Origin of the sequence: Kitasatospora phosalacinea (assembly GCF_000716545.1) — a bacterium.
In the GTDB taxonomy this organism is placed as follows: Bacteria; Actinomycetota; Actinomycetes; order Streptomycetales; family Streptomycetaceae; genus Kitasatospora; species Kitasatospora phosalacinea.
In genome coordinates, this window is the sequence record NZ_JNWZ01000048.1 from 1 (window position 1) to 18,054 (window position 18,054).

Annotated in this window: 14 protein-coding genes and 1 riboswitch; of the genes, 12 read left to right on the plus strand and 2 right to left on the minus strand. The window is 72.7% G+C overall.

What is annotated here, in order from left to right; all coding sequences use genetic code 11:
* Positions 1–153: 153 nt before the first annotated feature.
* From clsA to OO48_RS23105, 11 genes are all read left to right on the plus strand, one after another.
* Entirely contained in the window at positions 154–765 is a 612-nt protein-coding gene (gene clsA / locus OO48_RS23055) for a cardiolipin synthase ClsA (protein ID WP_033219355.1), read from the plus strand.
* A 125-nt stretch (positions 766–890) separates the two neighbouring features.
* Complete coding sequence (locus tag OO48_RS23060; protein ID WP_033219357.1) at positions 891–3,386, plus strand: mannose-1-phosphate guanyltransferase; 2,496 nt, start codon at positions 891–893, stop codon at positions 3,384–3,386.
* Between the two features lie 128 nt (positions 3,387–3,514).
* Complete coding sequence (locus OO48_RS23065) at positions 3,515–4,567, plus strand: DUF881 domain-containing protein (protein ID WP_051732554.1); 1,053 nt, start codon at positions 3,515–3,517, stop codon at positions 4,565–4,567.
* The gene (locus OO48_RS23070) at positions 4,564–4,896 is read left to right on the plus strand and encodes a small basic family protein (protein WP_030463668.1); all 333 of its coding nucleotides are present in this window, start codon (positions 4,564–4,566) and stop codon (positions 4,894–4,896) included. The genes OO48_RS23065 and OO48_RS23070 overlap by 4 nt, the downstream gene beginning before the upstream one ends.
* Before the next feature lie 9 nt (positions 4,897–4,905).
* A complete protein-coding gene (locus tag OO48_RS23075; protein WP_033219361.1) occupies positions 4,906–5,829 on the plus strand; it encodes a DUF881 domain-containing protein in 924 nt (307 codons plus the stop codon).
* A 181-nt stretch (positions 5,830–6,010) separates the two neighbouring features.
* Positions 6,011–6,871, plus strand: a complete 861-nt coding sequence (locus OO48_RS36555) for a double zinc ribbon and FHA domain-containing protein (RefSeq protein WP_081952312.1) — start codon at positions 6,011–6,013, stop codon at positions 6,869–6,871.
* A 65-nt stretch (positions 6,872–6,936) separates the two neighbouring features.
* Positions 6,937–7,683: a transcriptional regulator FtsR gene (gene ftsR, locus OO48_RS23085; RefSeq protein ID WP_033219365.1), complete on the plus strand. Its 747-nt coding sequence runs from the start codon at positions 6,937–6,939 to the stop codon at positions 7,681–7,683.
* Positions 7,684–7,779: 96 nt separating this feature from the next.
* The gene (locus OO48_RS23090) at positions 7,780–8,253 is read left to right on the plus strand and encodes a bifunctional nuclease family protein (protein ID WP_033219366.1); all 474 of its coding nucleotides are present in this window, start codon (positions 7,780–7,782) and stop codon (positions 8,251–8,253) included.
* A gap of 272 nt (positions 8,254–8,525) precedes the next feature.
* The gene (locus OO48_RS23095; protein ID WP_081952313.1) at positions 8,526–9,203 is read left to right on the plus strand and encodes a MerR family transcriptional regulator; all 678 of its coding nucleotides are present in this window, start codon (positions 8,526–8,528) and stop codon (positions 9,201–9,203) included.
* 65 nt (positions 9,204–9,268) lie between these two features.
* The gene (locus OO48_RS23100) at positions 9,269–10,000 is read left to right on the plus strand and encodes a SanA/YdcF family protein (RefSeq protein ID WP_081952314.1); all 732 of its coding nucleotides are present in this window, start codon (positions 9,269–9,271) and stop codon (positions 9,998–10,000) included.
* Positions 10,001–10,035: 35 nt separating this feature from the next.
* A complete protein-coding gene (locus OO48_RS23105) occupies positions 10,036–11,415 on the plus strand; it encodes a DNA polymerase IV (protein ID WP_033219367.1) in 1,380 nt (459 codons plus the stop codon).
* Positions 11,416–11,529: 114 nt separating this feature from the next.
* Here the strand turns inward: OO48_RS23105 and OO48_RS23110 are convergent, their stop codons facing one another.
* Together OO48_RS23110 and OO48_RS36560 are read right to left on the minus strand one after the other, a co-directional pair.
* Positions 11,530–12,999, minus strand: coding sequence for an MFS transporter (locus tag OO48_RS23110; protein WP_033219369.1), 1,470 nt, complete (start codon positions 12,997–12,999; stop codon positions 11,530–11,532).
* Positions 13,000–13,163: 164 nt separating this feature from the next.
* Positions 13,164–14,417, minus strand: coding sequence for a PRC and DUF2382 domain-containing protein (locus OO48_RS36560; protein WP_081952315.1), 1,254 nt, complete (start codon positions 14,415–14,417; stop codon positions 13,164–13,166).
* Between the two features lie 187 nt (positions 14,418–14,604).
* A riboswitch (glycine riboswitch) is annotated at positions 14,605–14,708 on the plus strand.
* Positions 14,709–14,927: 219 nt separating this feature from the next.
* Between OO48_RS36560 and gcvP the strand changes: the two genes are divergently transcribed.
* Entirely contained in the window at positions 14,928–17,798 is a 2,871-nt protein-coding gene (gcvP, locus tag OO48_RS23120; RefSeq protein WP_033219372.1) for an aminomethyl-transferring glycine dehydrogenase, read from the plus strand.
* Positions 17,799–18,054: the final 256 nt, after the last annotated feature.

An 18,054-nucleotide genomic window follows, 5' to 3' on the forward strand; every position in this document is an offset into this window, starting at 1 on the left:
CGCCGATGGTACTGCAGGGGGGACCCTGTGGGAGAGTAGGACGCCGCCGAACAATCATTGTGGGAAAGCCCCCCGACGGGACGTCGGGGGGCTTTCTTGTTGTAGGGTCGGTCCCGCACACTTGTCGGTGGTTAATACAGGAGGCTCCGCACCGTGGAGGTCCAGGAGACGCGCGTTCAGACCGACCGGGTCCTCACGATTCCGAACCTGCTGAGCATGGCTCGACTGGTGGGCGTGCCGATCTTCCTGTGGTTGGTGCTGTGGCCGGTCTTCGGTGGGCCGACGAACGACGGCTGGGCGATCGTCATCCTGATGCTGAGCGGGGTCAGCGACTACCTGGACGGGAAGCTGGCTCGGCGGTGGGGGCAGATCAGCCGGCTGGGGCAGTTGCTGGACCCGGCCGCGGACCGGTTGTACATCGTGTCGACGCTGGTGGGGCTGACCTGGCGGGAGATCCTGCCGTGGTGGCTGACGGCGTTGCTGGTGGCGCGTGAAGTGTTCGTCGGGGTGGTGCTGTTGCGGCTCAACCGGGCGGGTCACGGGCCGCTGAACGTGAGTTTCCTGGGGAAGGCGGCGACGTTCAATCTGATGTACGCGTTTCCGCTCCTGCTGCTGGGGGTGGGCGAGGGGTGGGTGCACCAGGTTGCGGGAGTGGTGAGTTGGGCGTTCATCTGGTGGGGGACGACGCTGTACTGGTGGGCCGGTGCCCTGTATGCGGTTCAGGCCCGGCAGATCCTGCAGGCGGAGCGTTCGGCTGCCGTTTGAGATCAGCCTGAGATGTTTTACACGGCCTCCTCGGTGAGTCGGACGTTTTCTTCCGGGTAGGGATGCGTCGGACCGGTTTGATGGACCCGCAGGGGTTCACCACCGCGAAGGAGGACGCACCCGTAATGAAAGCCGTTGTGATGGCGGGCGGGGAGGGCACTCGACTCCGCCCCATGACTTCCAGCATGCCCAAGCCGCTGCTGCCGGTGGCCAATCGGCCGATCATGGAGCACGTGCTTCGCTTGCTGAGGCGGCACGGGCTCAATGACACCGTGGTGACCGTGCAGTTCTTGGCCTCGTTGGTCAAGAACTACTTCGGCGACGGTGAGGAGCTGGGCATGCACCTCACCTATGCCAACGAGGAAACCCCGCTGGGGACGGCCGGCAGTGTGAAGAACGCCGAGGACGCGCTGCGGGACGATTCGTTTCTGGTGATCTCAGGCGACGCGCTGACGGACTTCGACCTTTCGGATCTGATTGCCTTTCACCGGGAGAAGGGCGCACTGGTGACGGTGTGCCTGACCCGGGTGCCGAACCCACTGGAATTCGGTATCACCATCACGGACGAGGAGGGGAAGGTAGAGCGCTTCCTCGAGAAGCCGACCTGGGGACAGGTGTTCTCGGACACCGTGAACACCGGCATCTACGTGATGGAGCCGGAGGTCTTCGACTACGTGGCGGCCGGCGAGTCGGTCGACTGGTCGAGCGACGTGTTCCCGCAGTTGCTCAAGGAGGGCAAGCCGGTGTTCGGCTACGTCGCCGAGGGCTACTGGGAGGACGTGGGCACGCACGAGAGCTACCTGAAGGCCCAGGCGGACGTCCTGGAGGGGAAGGTCCAGGTCGAGCTGGACGGGTTCGAGATCTCGCCGGGCGTGTGGGTGGCCGAGGGCGCGGAGGTGGATCCGGAGGCGGTGCTGCGGGGGCCGCTGTACATCGGTGACTACGCCAAGGTCGAGGCCGGCGTGGAGTTGCGCGAGCACACCGTGCTGGGGTCGAACGTGGTCGTGAAGCGCGGCGCGTTCCTGCACAAGGCCGTGGTGCACGACAACGTGTACGTGGGGCCGCAGAGCAACCTGCGCGGGTGCGTGGTCGGGAAGAACACCGACGTGATGCGGGCCGCGCGGATCGACGAGGGGGCGGTGATCGGTGACGAGTGCCTGATCGGCGAAGAGTCGATCATCGCGGGCAACGTCCGGGTCTACCCGTTCAAGACGATCGAGGCCGGCGCGTTCGTCAACACCTCGGTGATCTGGGAGTCCCGCGGCCAGGAGCACCTGTTCGGGGTGCGCGGCGTCTCGGGCATCCTGAACGTGGAGATCACGCCGGAGCTGGCCGTGCGGCTGGCGGGGGCGTACGCGACCACGTTGAAGAAGGGCGCGACGGTCACCATCGCGCGTGACCACTCGCGTGGTGCGCGGGCGTTGAAGCGGGCGATGATCTCGGCGCTGCAGACCAGTGCGATCGACGTCCGCGACCTGGAGAACGTGCCGATGCCGGTGGCCCGGCAGGCGACGGCGCGGGGGAGCGCGGGCGGGATCTTCCTGCGGACCACACCGGGGGTGCCGGACTCGCTGGACATCCTGTTCTTCGACGAGCGCGGGGCGGACCTGTCGCAGGCCGGGCAGCGGAAGCTGGACCGGGTGTACTCGCGGCAGGAGTTCCGGCGGGCGTTCCCGGGCGAGATCGGCGACCTGCTGCACCCGGCGAGCGTGTTCGACTCGTACGCGACGAACCTGTTGCGGGCGGTGGACACCTCGGGGGTGCGGGAGGCCGGGCTGAAGGTCGTGGTGGACGCGGCGCACGGCAGTGCCGGGCTGGTGCTGCCGAGCATCCTGGGGCGGCTCGGGGTGGAGGCGCTGACGGTGGCCGGCGGTCTGGACGAGTCGCGGCCGACCGAGGGCGCGGACGAGCGGCGGGCGGCGCTGGCCAGGCTGGGCGAGCTGGTGGCGTCCTCGCAGGCGGCGTTCGGCGTGCGGTTCGACCCGGTGGGTGAGCGGGTGTCCTTCGTGGACGAGCTCGGCCGGGTGATCCAGGACGACCGGGCGCTGCTGGTGCTGCTGGACCTGGTGGCGGCCGAGCGCCGTTCCGGGCAGGTGGCGCTGCCGGTGACGACCACGCGGATCGCCGAGCAGGTGGCGGCGTACCACGGCACCCAGGTGACCTGGACGACGACCTCGCCGGACGACCTGGCGAAGGCCGCGGCCGCGGACGGCACGGTCTTCGGCGGCGACGGGCGCGGCGGCTTCGTGGTGCCCGAGTTCTCCGGGGTGCTGGACGGGGCGGCGGCGTTCGTGCGGCTGGTCGGCCTGGTGGCGCGGACGCAGCTGACGCTGAGCCAGATCGACGCGCGGATCCCGCAGGCGCACATCCAGAAGCGGGACATCGCGACGCCGTGGGCCGCCAAGGGCATGGTGATGCGCTCGGTGGTGGAGGCGGCCGGCAACCGGAAGCTGGACACCACGGACGGCGTGCGGGTGGTCGAGCCGGACGGCCGGTGGACGCTGGTCCTGCCGGACCCGGCGGAGGCCGTCACGCACCTGTGGGCGGAGGGACCGGACGACGAGGCGACCGAGCGGCTGCTCGACGAGTGGGCCGCGGTCGTGGACGGCGCCGGGAGGTAGCAGCGCGGAGGGACACCGGCGGGGACGGGCCTGCGGGCCCGTCCCCGCCGGTGTTTGTCACGATCCTGTGCCGAAACCGTCCTGCGGGGCCGGGAGCTGGTCGTGGGGCACCGTGCGGTCGTGAAACGATGTCCCGCATGCCAGCAACGCCGACGCCGAGCGACCCGGAGGGGCGCTTCCGCCGCCCGGACGCCTCGATGTCCCTGCTGACCACCGTCATGGAGCACTCGTTGGACGACGGGTACGCGGAAGCGGCCCGGGCGCGGGGGGCGGAAGGCAGCTCGCGGCTGCCGACGACGGCCAAGGGGCGGCTGGTGCTGGCCCTGGGGCTGGCGCTGGCGGCCGTCGTGGTGACGGTCGGGGCGGTGAACACGCACGCCGCGGCGCCCGTCCTGGCGAAGGAGCGGGATGCCCTGGTCACCCGGGTGAAGGACGCCGGCGCGGCGGCGGACGCCCTGCAGCGGCAGGTCGAGGAGGACCGCGACCGGGTCGAGCGGGCCCAGGACGCGGCGTTGCAGGCCGGGGACGACGGCGGGGCGGCGCTGCTGGCGGCGACGACCGGGACGGGGGAGATGACCGGCCCGGGCGTGAAGCTGGTGATCGACGACGCGTCCGGGAGCGGTTCCGGCGGCAACGTCAGCGATCCGCGCAACAGCGGTGCCCACGGCAAGAACGGGCGGGTCAAGGACCACGACCTGCAGTACGCGGTGAACGGCCTGTGGCTGGCCGGCGCGGAGGGGGTGTCGGTGAACGGGCAGCGGCTGACCGCGCTGTCGGCGATCCGGGCGGCCGGCGACGCGATCCTGGTCGACAACCGGCCGCTGGTGCCGCCGTACACGGTGCTGGCGATCGGGGACGGGCCCCGGCTGGCGCAGGCCTTCCAGGACAACGAGGGCGGCCGGTACCTGAAGATCATCCAGGACAGCTACGGGATCCGCTCGACGCTGTCGACGCAGAAGTCGCTGACGCTGCCGGCCGCGGTGGGCGTGACGCTCCGGGTGGCCGGACCGGAGGCGTCCCCGGAAGCCTCTCCCGAGCCGCCCGCCGGGCCCGGCCCGTCGTCCTCGCCGTCCGGCTCCGCGTCCGGTTCGCCGGGCGCGACGAGGAGCGGGGCGCCCTCGAAGTCCGCGGGGCCGTCCGCGAAGTCCACTTCCACCGGAACAGGAGCTGCTACACCGTGATTGCCGTACTGGGTCTGGTGATCGGCGTGATCGTCGGCGTGTTCGTGCAGCCCGAGGTGCCGAACGCGGTGGTGCCGTACCTGCCGATCGCGGTGGTGGCGGCGCTGGACGCGGTGTTCGGCGGTGTGCGGGCGATGCTGGACGGGATCTTCGACGACAAGGTCTTCGTGGTGTCGTTCCTGTCGAACGTCGTGGTGGCGGCGCTGATCGTGTTCCTCGGCGACCAGCTGGGCGTGGGGTCGCAGCTGTCCACCGGCGTGGTGGTGGTGCTGGGCATCCGGATCTTCTCGAACGCGGCGGCGATCCGCCGGCACGTGTTCAGGGCGTAGGGAGCGGCTGTGAGCGAGGAGAGGGAGCCGCGGGAGCGGGAAGAGGAGGCGGCCGCCGGAGAGCCCGAGAGCGGGCCCGGAGCCGAGCCGGAGGCCGGTGCCGAGGCCGTCGCCGGGGCCGGGGCGGAGGAGACCGGGCAGGCACCGCGGGGCGGGGAGGGCGGGGCCGTGGCGGCCGCCGCGTCTCGGGAGCCGGTGCGGCTGCCGTCGGAGGGGCGGACGCGGCTGAAGGCGGCGCTGTGGCCGCCGCGGGTGTCGCGGGGCCAGCTGGTGGTGGCGCTGCTGCTGTTCGCGCTGGGGCTGGCGCTGGCGATCCAGGTGCGCTCGACGAACGACCACAGCGAGCTGCGCGGGGCCCGGCAGGAGGACCTGGTGCGGATCCTCGACGAACTGGATGACAAGCAGCAGCGTCTCCAGTCGGAGAAGACGCAGTTGGAACAGTCCCTGGCCCAGTTGGAGAACTCCTCGAACCAGGCCAAGGAGGCGCAGGAGCAGACCCGGAAGAAGGCGGCCGAACTCGGCGTGCTGGCCGGGACGGAGAAGGCGACCGGCCCGGGGATCGTGCTGACGATCGATGATCCCCAAGGGCAGGTGAAGGCGGATATGCTGCTGGACACCCTGCAGGAACTCCGAGCGGCGGGGGCGGAGGCGATTCAGATCAACGACGTGCGCGTGGTGGCCGGTACGTACTTCACCGACAACTCGTCGGGCGGTGGCGTGCGGATCGACGGGAAGAGCGTCTCGCAGCCGTTCCGCTTCACCGTGGTGGGCAATCCGCAGGACCTGACTCCGGCGCTGAACATCCCCGGCGGTGTGGTGCGCAGCCTGGAGAACCACCAGGCCCGGGCGACCATCGTCCAGCAGCAGAAGGTGCTGGTGGACGCGTTGGCCACGCCGAAGCCGCTGCAGTACGGCAAGCCGGCGGCGAAGTGACGGGGCGCGCTCCGTACGGTTCGTCAGCCGCGGACAACCCCCGGTGGTGGGTTCACGCGGCGGGTCGGCGACACTGGGTCTTACCGTCCGTCAGTCTCCGGTCCGATGCCGGTCCCACCGCCACACCGAGCCTTGAACCCTGCCCCGCGGGCGGTTCTGTCACACGCAAGGGGATTCGCCCGTGAGTTTTTTCTCGAAGCTGTTCGGCCGCAACAAGAAGGCGACCGAGGCGCCGACCGCGCGTTACCGGCAGGAGGACGCCGGGGTGCCGTCGATGCGTCCGGCGCCGGAGGGGCAGCGTCCGATGTACCGGGACGACGTGACCCAGGGCGCGGGGATGCCGAGCGGGCAGTTCGACGCGGCGTACGGCGCGTCGGTTGATCCGTCGGGCGGGCCGCGCATAGGTTTCGCGTCAGGACCCTCAACCTCCGGTGGAGGGTTTGCCCCGGACCCCTATGCCGGGCACGTCCAGTCGGGTGTGCCGCGCCAGGAGGCTGTGAACATGGCTGGCACCAGCCCGTGCCCGCGGTGCGGGAACCAGAACCCGGCGCAGGCCCGGTTCTGCTCGAACTGCGGCGCCCAGCTGCGTGGCGGTTTCGCCGAGGGCGCGGTGGAGACCACCTCGACCATCTCGATCTCCGGCATCGAGTCGTACGACCCGACGGCGACCTCGACGGGCGCCACCCCGGCGCTGTCGGCCGAGGTGATGGCGGCGATCGACGCGCTGCCGCCGGGCTCGGCGCTGCTGATCGTTCAGCGCGGCCCGAACTCGGGCAGCCGGTTCCTGCTGGACTCGGACGTGACCACGGCGGGGCGGCACCCGCAGGGTGACATCTTCCTGGACGACGTGACGGTGTCGCGTCGGCACGTGGAGTTCCGTCGGCAGCGCGACGGCGGCTTCTCGGTCGCGGACGTGGGCAGCCTGAACGGCACCTACGTGAACCGGGAGCGGATCGACGAGGTGCTGCTCGCCAACGGCGACGAGGTGCAGATCGGGAAGTACCGGCTGGTGTTCTTCGCCAGCCACCACCGGGGGTACTGACCACTTCTCCGTTTGGAGCCCGAGTGACCCCACAGATTCCTACCCCGTCCCTCGGGTCCTCGCCCGTGCCGGCCTCGCGCCGCACGGGCGAGGCGCGCCGGCGGGGTGACGAGCTGCTGTCGATCGGCGCGGTGCTGGCCTTCCTGCGGGACGACTTCCCGGAGGTGACGATCTCCAAGATCCGCTTCCTGGAGGCGGAAGGCCTGGTCGAGCCGCAGCGCACCCCGTCCGGCTACCGGAAGTTCTCGGCGGCGGACGTGGAGCGCCTGGCGTACGTGCTGCGGATGCAGCGCGACCACTACCTGCCGCTGCGGGTGATCCGCGAGCACCTGGACGCGATCGAGCGCGGCGAGCAGCCGCCGGCGCTGCCGGGGGCGGAGGCCCGTCCGGGGCCGCTGGAGGAGGCGGACCGGGAGCTGGCGGCCGCGGCTTCGGTGCTGCCCGGCGGGGTGCGGCTGGGCCGGGCCGAGCTGATCGCGGCGGCCGAGGCGCAGGAGCGCGAGCTCGTCGAGTGGGAGGCGTACGGCCTGGTGCAGCCGGGCCCGGACGGCGGGTACGACGGCGAGGCGCTGCAGATCGCGCGGCTGGTGGCGGAGTTGGGCCGGTTCGGCCTGGAGCCGCGGCACCTGCGGGCGATGAAGGCGGCGGCCGACCGCGAGGTGGCGCTGGTGGAGCAGGTGGTGGCGCCGCTGCGGCGCCACCGCAACCCGCAGACCCGGGCGCACGCGGAGGCGACGGCGCGGGAACTGGCCACCCTGTCGGTGCGGCTGCACGCGGCGATGGTGCAGGCGGGGCTGCGGGTCCGGTCCTGAACGGCCGGTGGCGGACGGGCGGGCGGCGGCCCGGATGACGGTGGCCGCTGCCTGCTGCGCTTTCCTATCGGGGGCGCGCGCCATAGGGTTGCTGGTGTGAATGAGCTCGACGTCGTGGGTGTCCGGGTGGAGATGCCCTCAAACCAGCCGATCGTGCTGCTGCGGGAGGTCGGCGGTGACCGCTACCTGCCGATCTGGATCGGGCCGGGGGAGGCCACCGCGATCGCCTTCGCCCAGCAGGGCATGACCCCGGTGCGGCCGTTGACGCACGACCTGTTCAAGGACGTGCTCGGCGCGCTCGGGCAGCAGCTGACCGAGGTGCGGATCAACGACCTGCGGGACGGGGTGTTCTACGCGAACCTGGTGTTCGCCGGTGGTGTCGAGGTGAGCGCGCGCCCCTCGGACGCGATAGCGCTGGCGCTGCGCACCGGTACGCCCATCTACGGGAGCGAGGAGGTGCTGGCGGAGGCCGGCATCTCGATCCCGGACGAGCAGGAGGACGAGGTCGAGAAGTTCCGGGAGTTCCTGGACCAGGTCTCGCCGGAGGACTTCGGGGGCGGCTCGCAGTAGCTCCGGTGCGACGGTTCCGGCGCTAGCCCGGTCGGCGGCGGGTCGCAACTCGGTTGGTCCGGAAATCCTTCCTGCTACCCGCACATGGGGCACGAATAACCACTCGATGGGGTGAAGTTTGTGGAAGCCCCCGGCGTGGCGATCGTTGACGCTGCTTGGGCGACTGCCTACCGTCAGGTGATGGCCCGCCGGACGGGCCACCCGCAGCCCGGGTCCCGGCGGGGCCCCCGCGGGTCCCGGGGGGCCTCGGGCGCAACGGACGGAGGTTGGCGATGAGCGGCACCGGCGACGAGACGCGTTCCGGAGCGCTGTGCGCGGTGCACGTGCCGCGGGCCGGCCGTGCGCTGATCGGGCGGCCCTGGCGGCCCGAACCCGAGGCCGAGGAACTGCCCCGGCTCGGCCGCTTCCCGGCCGTCCAGCCCGGGCAGCCCGCGATCGAGCGGCTCGCCCCGACGTCCGCGCTGGTCGGCTACCGCGGCCCGACGGCCTGCGCCGCCGCGGGCATCACCTACCGGCAGCTCGACTACTGGGCGCGCACCGGCCTGCTGGAGCCTTCGGTCCGCTCCGCGTACCCGGCCGGGGCGCAGCGGTTGTACAGCTTCCGCGACATCCTCCTGCTGAAGATCGTCAAGCGGCTGCTGGACGCCGGAGTGTCGCTACAGAACATCCGGGTGGCCGTCACCCACCTGCAGTCCGCCGACCAGGAGGGCCTCACCGGGCTGACCCTGATGTGCGACGGCGCGACGGTCTACGAGTGCACCTCCCCGCAGCAGGTGGTGGACCTGCTGAACGGCGGTCAGGGCGTGTTCGGCATCGCGGTCGGCGCGGTCTGGCAGGAGCTGGAGACCACCCTGGGCCGGCTGCACGGCGAGCGCACCGACACCGGCGAGACGCTGGTGGGCCACGACCCGGGCGACGAGCTGGCGCAGCGCCGCAACCGCGCGGTCTGACGGCGGGGCCGACGGGCCCCGAGGGGCGGGGAACCGGCGGGAGGGGTCCGTTCGTCCTCGTCCGCGTGTCGACGATCTTGAGGTGCGCGGGGCTGCGGGTCCGGTCGGTGTGGCGCGCGGTGCGCCCGGTGGACCGGCGGCGGCAGCGGCGCTGGTTCCAGGCGGTGGTGCTGTGCTCCGCGCTCGGGCTGGCGCCGGTCAGCTGGCTGTACCTGGCCGAGTCCGCGAAGGTCGGCACGGTGGCGAGCGCGCCCGAGGCCCCCGTCGCGGTGGTGTTCGGCGCCGGGCTGGTGGACGGCGAGCCCTCCCCGTACCTGGCGCACCGGCTGGACGCGGCGCTGGAGCTGTACCGGGCGCACAAGGTGCGGGTGATCCTGGTGACCGGCGACAACGGCACCGTCCAGTACGACGAGACCGACGCGATGCGCGCGTACCTGATCGGGCGCGGGGTGCCCGCGGTGCGGGTGGTGGGCGACTACGCGGGCTTCGACACCTGGGACTCGTGCAGCCGGGCGCACCGGATCTTCGGCGTCGACCGGGCGGTGCTGGTCAGCCAGACCTTCCACGTCCGGCGGGCGCTGGCGCTGTGCGGGGCCGCCGGGATCGACTCGTACGCGGTCGGGGTGGAGGAGTGGCACGACACCACCTGGAAGTACGGCGGGCTGCGGGAGGTCGGCGGTGCGGTGAAGGCCGCGGCGAACGTGCTGCTGCGGCCGGACCCGACGTTCCTGGGGCCGCGCGAGGACGGGGTGGCGCGGGGGCTCGCGGACGCGGCGGGGGAGGGCGCCGGGGGTTGAGCGGGATTGTCGGTGGGGCGCGGGATGATCGAGCCGTGCGGACCGTGCCGAGCATCATCCACCTCGACATGGACGCCTTCTTCGCCGCGGTGGAGCAGGCGTCCAAGCCGAGCCTGCGCGGCAAGCCCGTCATCGTCGGCGGCCTCGGCGGGCGCGGCGTGGTCTCCACCGCCTCCTACGAGGCCCGGAAGTTCGGCGTCCACTCGGCGATGCCGATGGCGCAGGCCCGCCGGCTGTGCCCGAACGCGGCGTTCCTGACCGGCCGCTTCGACGCGTACCGGGCCAACAGCGAGATCGTCATGGGCCTGTTGCGGGAGCGCTCCCCGCTGGTCGAGCCGCTCAGCCTGGACGAGGCGTTCGTCGACCTGGAGGCCGGTCCCTACGGGCCCGCGCTGGCCGCCGCGACGACGCCCGAGGAGGGGGCGCAGCTGGTGCTGGCGCTGGCCGAGGACCTGCGGGCCGACATCGTGGAGCACACCGGGCTGACCGCTTCCGTCGGCGCGGCCGGCTCCAAGCTGATGGCCAAGATCGCCTCCGAGCGGGCCAAGCCGGACGGGCTGGTGCTGATCGAGCCCGGCTCCGAGCGGTCGGTGCTCGCCCCGATGCCGGTGCGCGCGCTGCCCGGGATCGGCCCCGCCACCGAACAGGCGCTGCGCCGCGCCGGGTTGACCACGGTGGCGGACCTGGCCGGGGCCGGGCCCGGGGAACTGGTCGGGCTGCTCGGCAAGGCGCACGGCACGGGCGTGTTCCAGATGGCGATCGGCTGGGACGAGCGGCCGGTGGTGCCGGACCGGGACGCCAAGTCGGTGTCGGTGGAGGACACCTTCGAGGTCGACCTCGCCGACCGGGACCGCATCCTGCGCGAGATCGAGCAGCTGGCCGCGAGGTGCGTGCGCCGGCTGCGGGCGGCCGGCCGATCCGGGCGGACGGTGGTGCTGAAGGTCCGCCGGTTCGACTTCTCGACGCTGACCCGCTCCGAGACGCTGCGCGGGCCGACCGACGACGAGCAGGTGGTCGCGGCGACGGCGCGGCGCCTGGCGCTGCAGGTCGACGTGACGGGCGGGGTGCGGCTGCTGGGCGTCGGCGTGGCCCAGCTCGCGGACTACACCCAGGAGGACCTGTTCGCCCAACTGGAGCGGGAGGAACGGGAGTCGGGCGCGGCGGCGGTGATCGAGGAGGCGGTGGTGGAGGCGGTGGAGACCGACCCGTCGGCCCGCCGGTGGTGGCCCGGGCAGGACGTCACGCACCGCGAGTTCGGGCCCGGCTGGGTGCAGGGCAGCGGGGTCGGGCGGGTGACGGTGCGCTTCGAGACGCCGTACTCGGGAATCGGGCGGGTGCGGACGTTCGCGGTGGGGGACGAGGACCTGGAGGCTTCGGGGGCGCTGCCGCTCAGGCCCCCGGCGGGGGCGGGGTAGGCGGGCTGGGCGTCGGTCGGCGCCGGGGGAAAGGGGACGGCCCCCCGCGCCGATGCCCGTGGCGCGGGGGGCCGTTCGCTGCTCGCGCCTGTCCGGGGCGCGAGGGGGACGCCGTCAGGCGTCGGTCTTGGAGAGGGCCGGGGCGGCCTGCTCGGCCGGGACGGGTGCGGACTTGACGGCGCGGATGGCGAACGGGACGGCGGCGGCCACCAGGCACATCGCGCCGGCCACCCAGAAGGCGTTCTGGTACGCGTTCTCGGTGGGGAGCTGCACGGGGACGGGCAGCTTGAGGGTGTCGCCGGTGAGGATGGCGCTCATCACGGCGGTGCCGACCGCGCCGCCGACGGTGCGCAGCACGGCGTTCATGCCGTTGGCGATGCCGGACTGCTCGGCGGGGACGGCGCCGTTGATGTAGGCGGGCATCGCGGCGTAGGCGAGGCCGACGCCGAGGCCGAAGACCGCGGAGGAGAAGTAGAGGTCGAACTCGGCGCCGTGGCGCAGCGCCAGGTAGGCCATCGAGACCGCGCCGAGGAAGCCGCCGAGGACCAGCGGGAGGCGGGGGCCGCGGCGGGCGATCAGCAGGGCGCCCAGCGGGGCGGCGACCATCGAGCCGATCGCGGAGGGCAGCAGCATCACGCCGGCGTGCAGGACGGTGGCGGTGAAGCCGTAGTGGGTGAGCTTCTCCGGGGTCTGCGCGAAGTTGCTGATCACCATGAACGAGCCGTACATGCCGAAGCCGATCAGCAGGCCGGAGAGGTTGGTGAAGGCGACGGCGGGGCGGGCCATCATCGACAGGTCGACCAGCGGGTGGGAGACCTTGGACTCCACCAGCAGCCAGAGCAGGGCGACCACGGCGGCGACGGCGAACAGGCCGAGGGTGCGGGTGGACGTCCAGCCCCAGTGGTTGCCCTGGCTGACGGCGACCAGCAGGGCGGAGAGCCAGCCGGCCAGGGTGAGCGCGCCGAGCGGGTCGGCGCCGCCCTCCTTGTCGGTGACCGGGTCGGTGGGCACCCGCAGGACCACCAGCGCGATCGCGACCAGGCCGAAGACCAGGCCCATCCAGAAGATCGACTTGTAGCTCCAGTGCTCCAGCAGCAGGCCGGTGGCGACCAGGCCGAGGCCGGAGCCGACGCCCATCGAGGCGGAGATCGCGGCGACGCCGCCGGTGACCTTGTGCCGGGGCAGCTCGTCGCGGACGATGCTGATCGCCAGCGGCAGCACGCCGCCGCCCGCGCCCTGCAGCACCCGGGCCACCACCAGCCAGGTGAAGGAGTGGGTGGCCACCGCGAGGCCGGAGCCGAGCACCAGGCCGGCCAGCGAGACCAGCAGCATGGGCTTGCGTCCGCGCAGGTCGCCGAAGCGGCCCAGCAGCGGGGTGAGGACCGCCGCGGAGAGCAGGTTGGCGGTCATCAGCCAGGTGATGTCGGAGCCCGAGACGTTCAGCTCGCGGGCCAGGCCCGGCAGGATCGGGACGACCGCGGTCTGCACCACGCTGAACGCCAGCATGGCCAGGATCAGGGCGGGCAGGACCCGGGCACTGGTGGGCTCGGCGGCCGTGGGGGTGGGCTGTGGTGCCTCACGCACGGGGGACTCCTCCGTCATGTTGCTTCAGACAAGCGATAGTGCAGGAACTGAAGCAACGATGTCGGGAAATGCTTCACCCTGTCAAATATCGATTGGTGAAGCTTTGGTAAAGCGGCGGCCCCGGCCCGCCGGAGCGGACCGGGGCCGGACGGGCCGACGCGCGCTCAGGGACGCAGCGGCTCCGGACGGGAGTGCTCCGGGCCGTCGCTCCCGGCGGCCGACCGGGGATTCGCCGCCGTCGGCGACTGCGGCTGCGCGTTCCACGGCTGGCGGTGCTGCGGCGCCCCGCCCTCCCCGCCGTCGGCGGTCGCGCCGTGCACCTCCACCTGCTCGCGGCGCAGCTCCTCGCGGACCACCTCCTCCTCGGTGTACCGCTCGACCACCAGGCGCACCCTCTCGATCGGCGCCAGGTACTTGCGCACCACCGGACGCTCCTCGCGCAGCGTGATCTCCTCCACGGCCTCGGTGATCTCCTGCTCGCTCAGCGCCGCCCGCTCCGCGTCCGACACCGGGATCCGCTCCACCCGCACCCGCTCGCGCACCACCGGCACCCGGCGCTCCACGTGCTCGGTGGTGACGTACTTGCGCAGCCGGGTGGTGCCCACCTCGTGCCACTCGGTGCTGATGTCGATCCGCTCCTCGCGGCAGGTGATCTCCACCGGCGCGGTCGGGGTCGACTGCTGCTGGCGGTGGCCCTGGCCCTGGCCCTGGTCCTGGTCTTGGCCCTGGCCCTGGGACTGAGGTTGGTGAGCCTGCTGGGCTTGCTGGGCCTGGTGCTGCTGCGGCTGGGTGCTGTGTGACTGGGTGTGCTGCTGGGGCTGGGGCTGGGCGCTGTGCGGCTGGGCGTGCTGCTGCGTCGGCGCGGGCGCGGCCTTCGCCGCCGTGAAGGCGGCCGGGTCGGCGGCGGCGGCCGGAGCCGGGGCGGCGGGCGCGGGTGCCGGGGTCGGGGCGGGCGCCGGGGTGGGGGAGGAGGCGACGGTGCCGAAGTCGCGGTCCGCCGGGGGCTCCTGGCGGCGGTGCTCCTTCGCGCCCGCCCCGGCCGCCCCGGCCGCCCCGGCCGTCCCGGCCGCCGCCGCCTTCGCCGTCGGGCCCGGACCGGCGTCGCCGTCGGTGTCCAGCCCGTAGTAGCGGTACAGCTGCAGCTCCTGGGCCGGCGAGAGGTGCTGGCCCACGCCGAAGTCCGGGGACTCCTTGATCAGCGACTTGTCGTACGGGACGCGCAGCTCGTCGCCCGAGAACTCGCTGGTGGTCAGCGGGACGAAGGCGTCCCGGCCGAAGATCCCGGTACGGACGGCCGCCCACTCCGGTTCGCCGGTGGCGTCGTCCAGGTACACCTCGTCGACCGTGCCGATCTTGTCACCGTTCCGGTCGACCGCCTTGTGTCCGATCAGGTCGCGCGGATCGATATCGGTCTGCACGCTGTCCTCCAGTCCTGCTGCTCCTCAGGGACGTCCGGGAGGCGGCCGGAGGAGCGTGCCGGGCCGCCACTTCACACCAAACGGCACGTAACGGACGACGGCACTCCGGACACCGCCGTCCGGGGCAGATCACAGGCCCGCACCGGTGATCCTCGAGGCCCGCGCTGGTAACCTCGGAGGCGACCGCCGAGCCCGCTCGGGAGAGTCCCGGCCCCGCGAACGAGGGGTGCGGGACGCCGAAGGAGCAACCCCTCCCCGGAATCTCTCAGGCATCCGTACCGAGCGAGAACAGGTCACTCTGGAAAGCAGGGCAGGACCGTCGGCATCGGAGCCGGCCGCCCCCGCCCTCGCCGACGGTGCAAGCCGTCCGGGCCCCGGCCCGGCCGCGTGAAGCTCTCAGGTACCGATGACAGAGGGGGAGGCTGACGGGTCCGCGCGCCCGCCCGGCTTCCACGGCAGTCGGTCGGCGTGCGTACCACCGCCGGTCCGCGACCAGGAGGCCCGACCCCCATGAACGCCCAGCCGACGCTCAGCGACCTTGAGCAGGCCAGCCCCTTCGAGCACCGTCACATCGGCCCCGACAGCGACGCCCAGCAGAAGATGCTGGCCCAGGTCGGATACGCCTCCCTGGACGAGCTGTCCGACGCCGCCGTCCCCGACGCCATCCGCAGCCTCACCGCGCTCGGCCTGCCCGCCGGCCGCAGCGAGGCCCAGGTACTCGCCGAACTGCGCGAGCTGGCCGGCCGCAACCAGGTCCTCACCTCGATGATCGGCCTCGGCTACTACGGCACCTTCACCCCGCCGGTCATCCTGCGCAACGTGCTGGAGAACCCGGCCTGGTACACCGCCTACACCCCGTACCAGCCGGAGATCTCGCAGGGCCGCCTGGAGGCGCTGCTCAACTTCCAGACCGTGGTCGCCGACCTGACCGGCCTGGACACCTCCGGCTCCTCGCTGCTCGACGAGGGCACCGCCGCCGCCGAGGCGATGGCCCTGGCCCGGCGCGTCACCAAGAACAAGGCCGGCGTCTTCCTGGTCGACGCCGACACCCTGCCGCAGACCCTCGCCGTGATCGAGACCCGCGCCGAACCGACCGGCGTCGAGGTCGTCACCGCCGACCTGTCCGGCGGCATCCCCGCCGAGATCGCCGAGCGCGGCGTCTTCGGCGTGCTGCTCCAGTACCCCGGCGCGTCCGGCGCGGTGCGCGACATCAAGCCCGTCATCGAGCAGGCCCACGGGCTCGGCGCGGTCGTCGCGGTCGCCGCCGACCTGCTCGCTCTCACCCTGCTGCGCTCGCCCGGCGAGCTCGGCGCCGACATCGCCTGCGGCACCTCGCAGCGCTTCGGCGTCCCGATGGGCTTCGGCGGACCGCACGCCGGCTACCTGGCCGTGCGCGCCGAGTACGCCCGCAACCTGCCCGGCCGCCTGGTCGGCGTCTCCGTCGACGCCGACGGCAACCGCGCCTACCGGCTCGCCCTGCAGACCCGCGAGCAGCACATCCGCCGCGAGAAGGCCACCTCCAACATCTGCACCGCGCAGGTGCTGCTCGCCGTGATGGCCTCCATGTACGCCGTCTACCACGGCCCCGACGGCCTCGCCGACATCGCCCGCCGCACCCACCGCTACGCCGCCGCGCTCGCCGCCGGCCTGCGCGCGGGCGGCGTCGAACTCGCCCACGACGCCTTCTTCGACACCGTCACCGCCGTGGTGCCGGGCCGCGCCGACGAGGTCGTCGCCGCGGCGCTGGCCGGCGGCGTCAACGTGTTCCGGGTCGACGGCGACCGGGTGTCGGTCTCCTGCGACGAGACCACCACCCGGGAGCACCTGGCGGCCGTGTTCGCCGCGTTCGGGGTCGTCGCGGAGGTCGCCGAGGACGCGGACGCGCTGCCCGCCGGACTGCTGCGCGAGGACGAGTACCTCACCCACCCGGTCTTCCACAGCCACCGCTCCGAGACCGCCATGCTGCGCTACCTGCGCCGGCTCTCCGACCGCGACTACGCGCTCGACCGCGGCATGATCCCGCTGGGCTCCTGCACCATGAAGCTCAACGCGACCACCGAGATGGAGCCGGTCACCTGGCCCGAGTTCGGGCAGTTGCACCCGTTCGCGCCGATCGACCAGGCCGCCGGGTACCTGACGCTGATCCGGGAGCTGGAGCAGCAGCTGGTCGAGGTCACCGGGTACGACGCGGTGTCGATCCAGCCGAACGCGGGCTCGCAGGGCGAGCTGGCCGGCCTGCTGGCCGTGCGGGCGTACCACCGGGCCAACGGCGACACCCAGCGCGACGTCTGCCTGATCCCCTCGTCGGCGCACGGCACCAACGCGGCCTCGGCGGCGATGGCCGGCATGCGGGTCGTCGTGGTGAAGACGCTGGCCGACGGCGACGTGGACGTCGAGGACCTGAAGGCCAAGATCGAGCAGCACCGCGAGCAGCTCTCCGTGCTGATGGTCACCTACCCCTCCACCCACGGCGTGTTCGAGACCGAGATCACCCGGATCTGCGAACTCGTCCACGAGGCCGGCGGCCAGGTGTACGTCGACGGCGCCAACCTCAACGCGCTGGTCGGCCTCGCCAAGCCCGGCAAGTTCGGGGCGGACGTCTCGCACCTCAACCTGCACAAGACCTTCTGCATCCCGCACGGCGGCGGCGGCCCCGGCGTCGGCCCGGTCGCGGTCCGCGAGCACCTCGCCCCCTACCTGCCCAACCACCCGCTGCAGGCCGAGGCCGGCCCCGCGACCGGCGTCGGACCGATCTCGGCCGCGCCCTGGGGCTCGGCGGCGATCCTGCCGATCTCCTGGTCGTACGTCCGCCTGATGGGCGGCGAGGGCCTCAAGCGCGCCACCCAGGTGGCCGTGCTGAACGCCAACTACATCGCCAAGCGGCTCGCCCCGCACTACCCCGTGCTCTACACCGGCCCCGGTGGGCTGGTCGCGCACGAGTGCATCATCGACCTGCGGCCGCTCAGCAAGGAGACCGGCGTCAGCGTCGACGACATCGCCAAGCGGCTCATCGACTACGGCTTCCACGCGCCGACCATGTCGTTCCCGGTCGCCGGGACGCTGATGATCGAGCCGACCGAGTCCGAGGACCTGCACGAGATCGACCGGTTCTGCGAGGCGATGATCGCCATCCGCGGCGAGATCGAGAAGGTCGGCACGGGCGAGTGGGCCGCCGACGACAACCCGCTGCGCAACGCCCCGCACACCGCGTCGATGCTGGCCGGCGAGTGGGCGCACCCGTACACCCGCGAGGAGGCGGTCTTCCCGGCGGGCGTCAACCCGGCGGACAAGTACTGGCCGGCGGTGCGGCGGATCGACGGCGCGTACGGCGACCGGAACCTGGTGTGCTCCTGCCCGCCGCTGGACGAGTACGACGCGTAGCGGACAGCGGAAGCCGCCCGTCGGGGGAATTCCCCCGGCGGGCGGCTTCCGCGTGTGCGCTTCCGCCGCGCGCGGCTCCCCGCGCACCCGGCGGGGCGGGGAGGAGAAAGACGGGGAGGCGCCTCCGGCGGGGACCCGCGGGGCGGGGAAGGGGAAAAGGCGGAAGCCGCCCGCCGAGGGGAGGGTCCCCCGGTCGGGCGGCTTCCGCGTGCGCCCTCCGCTGTGCGCGGCTCCCCGCGCACCCGGCGGGGCGGGG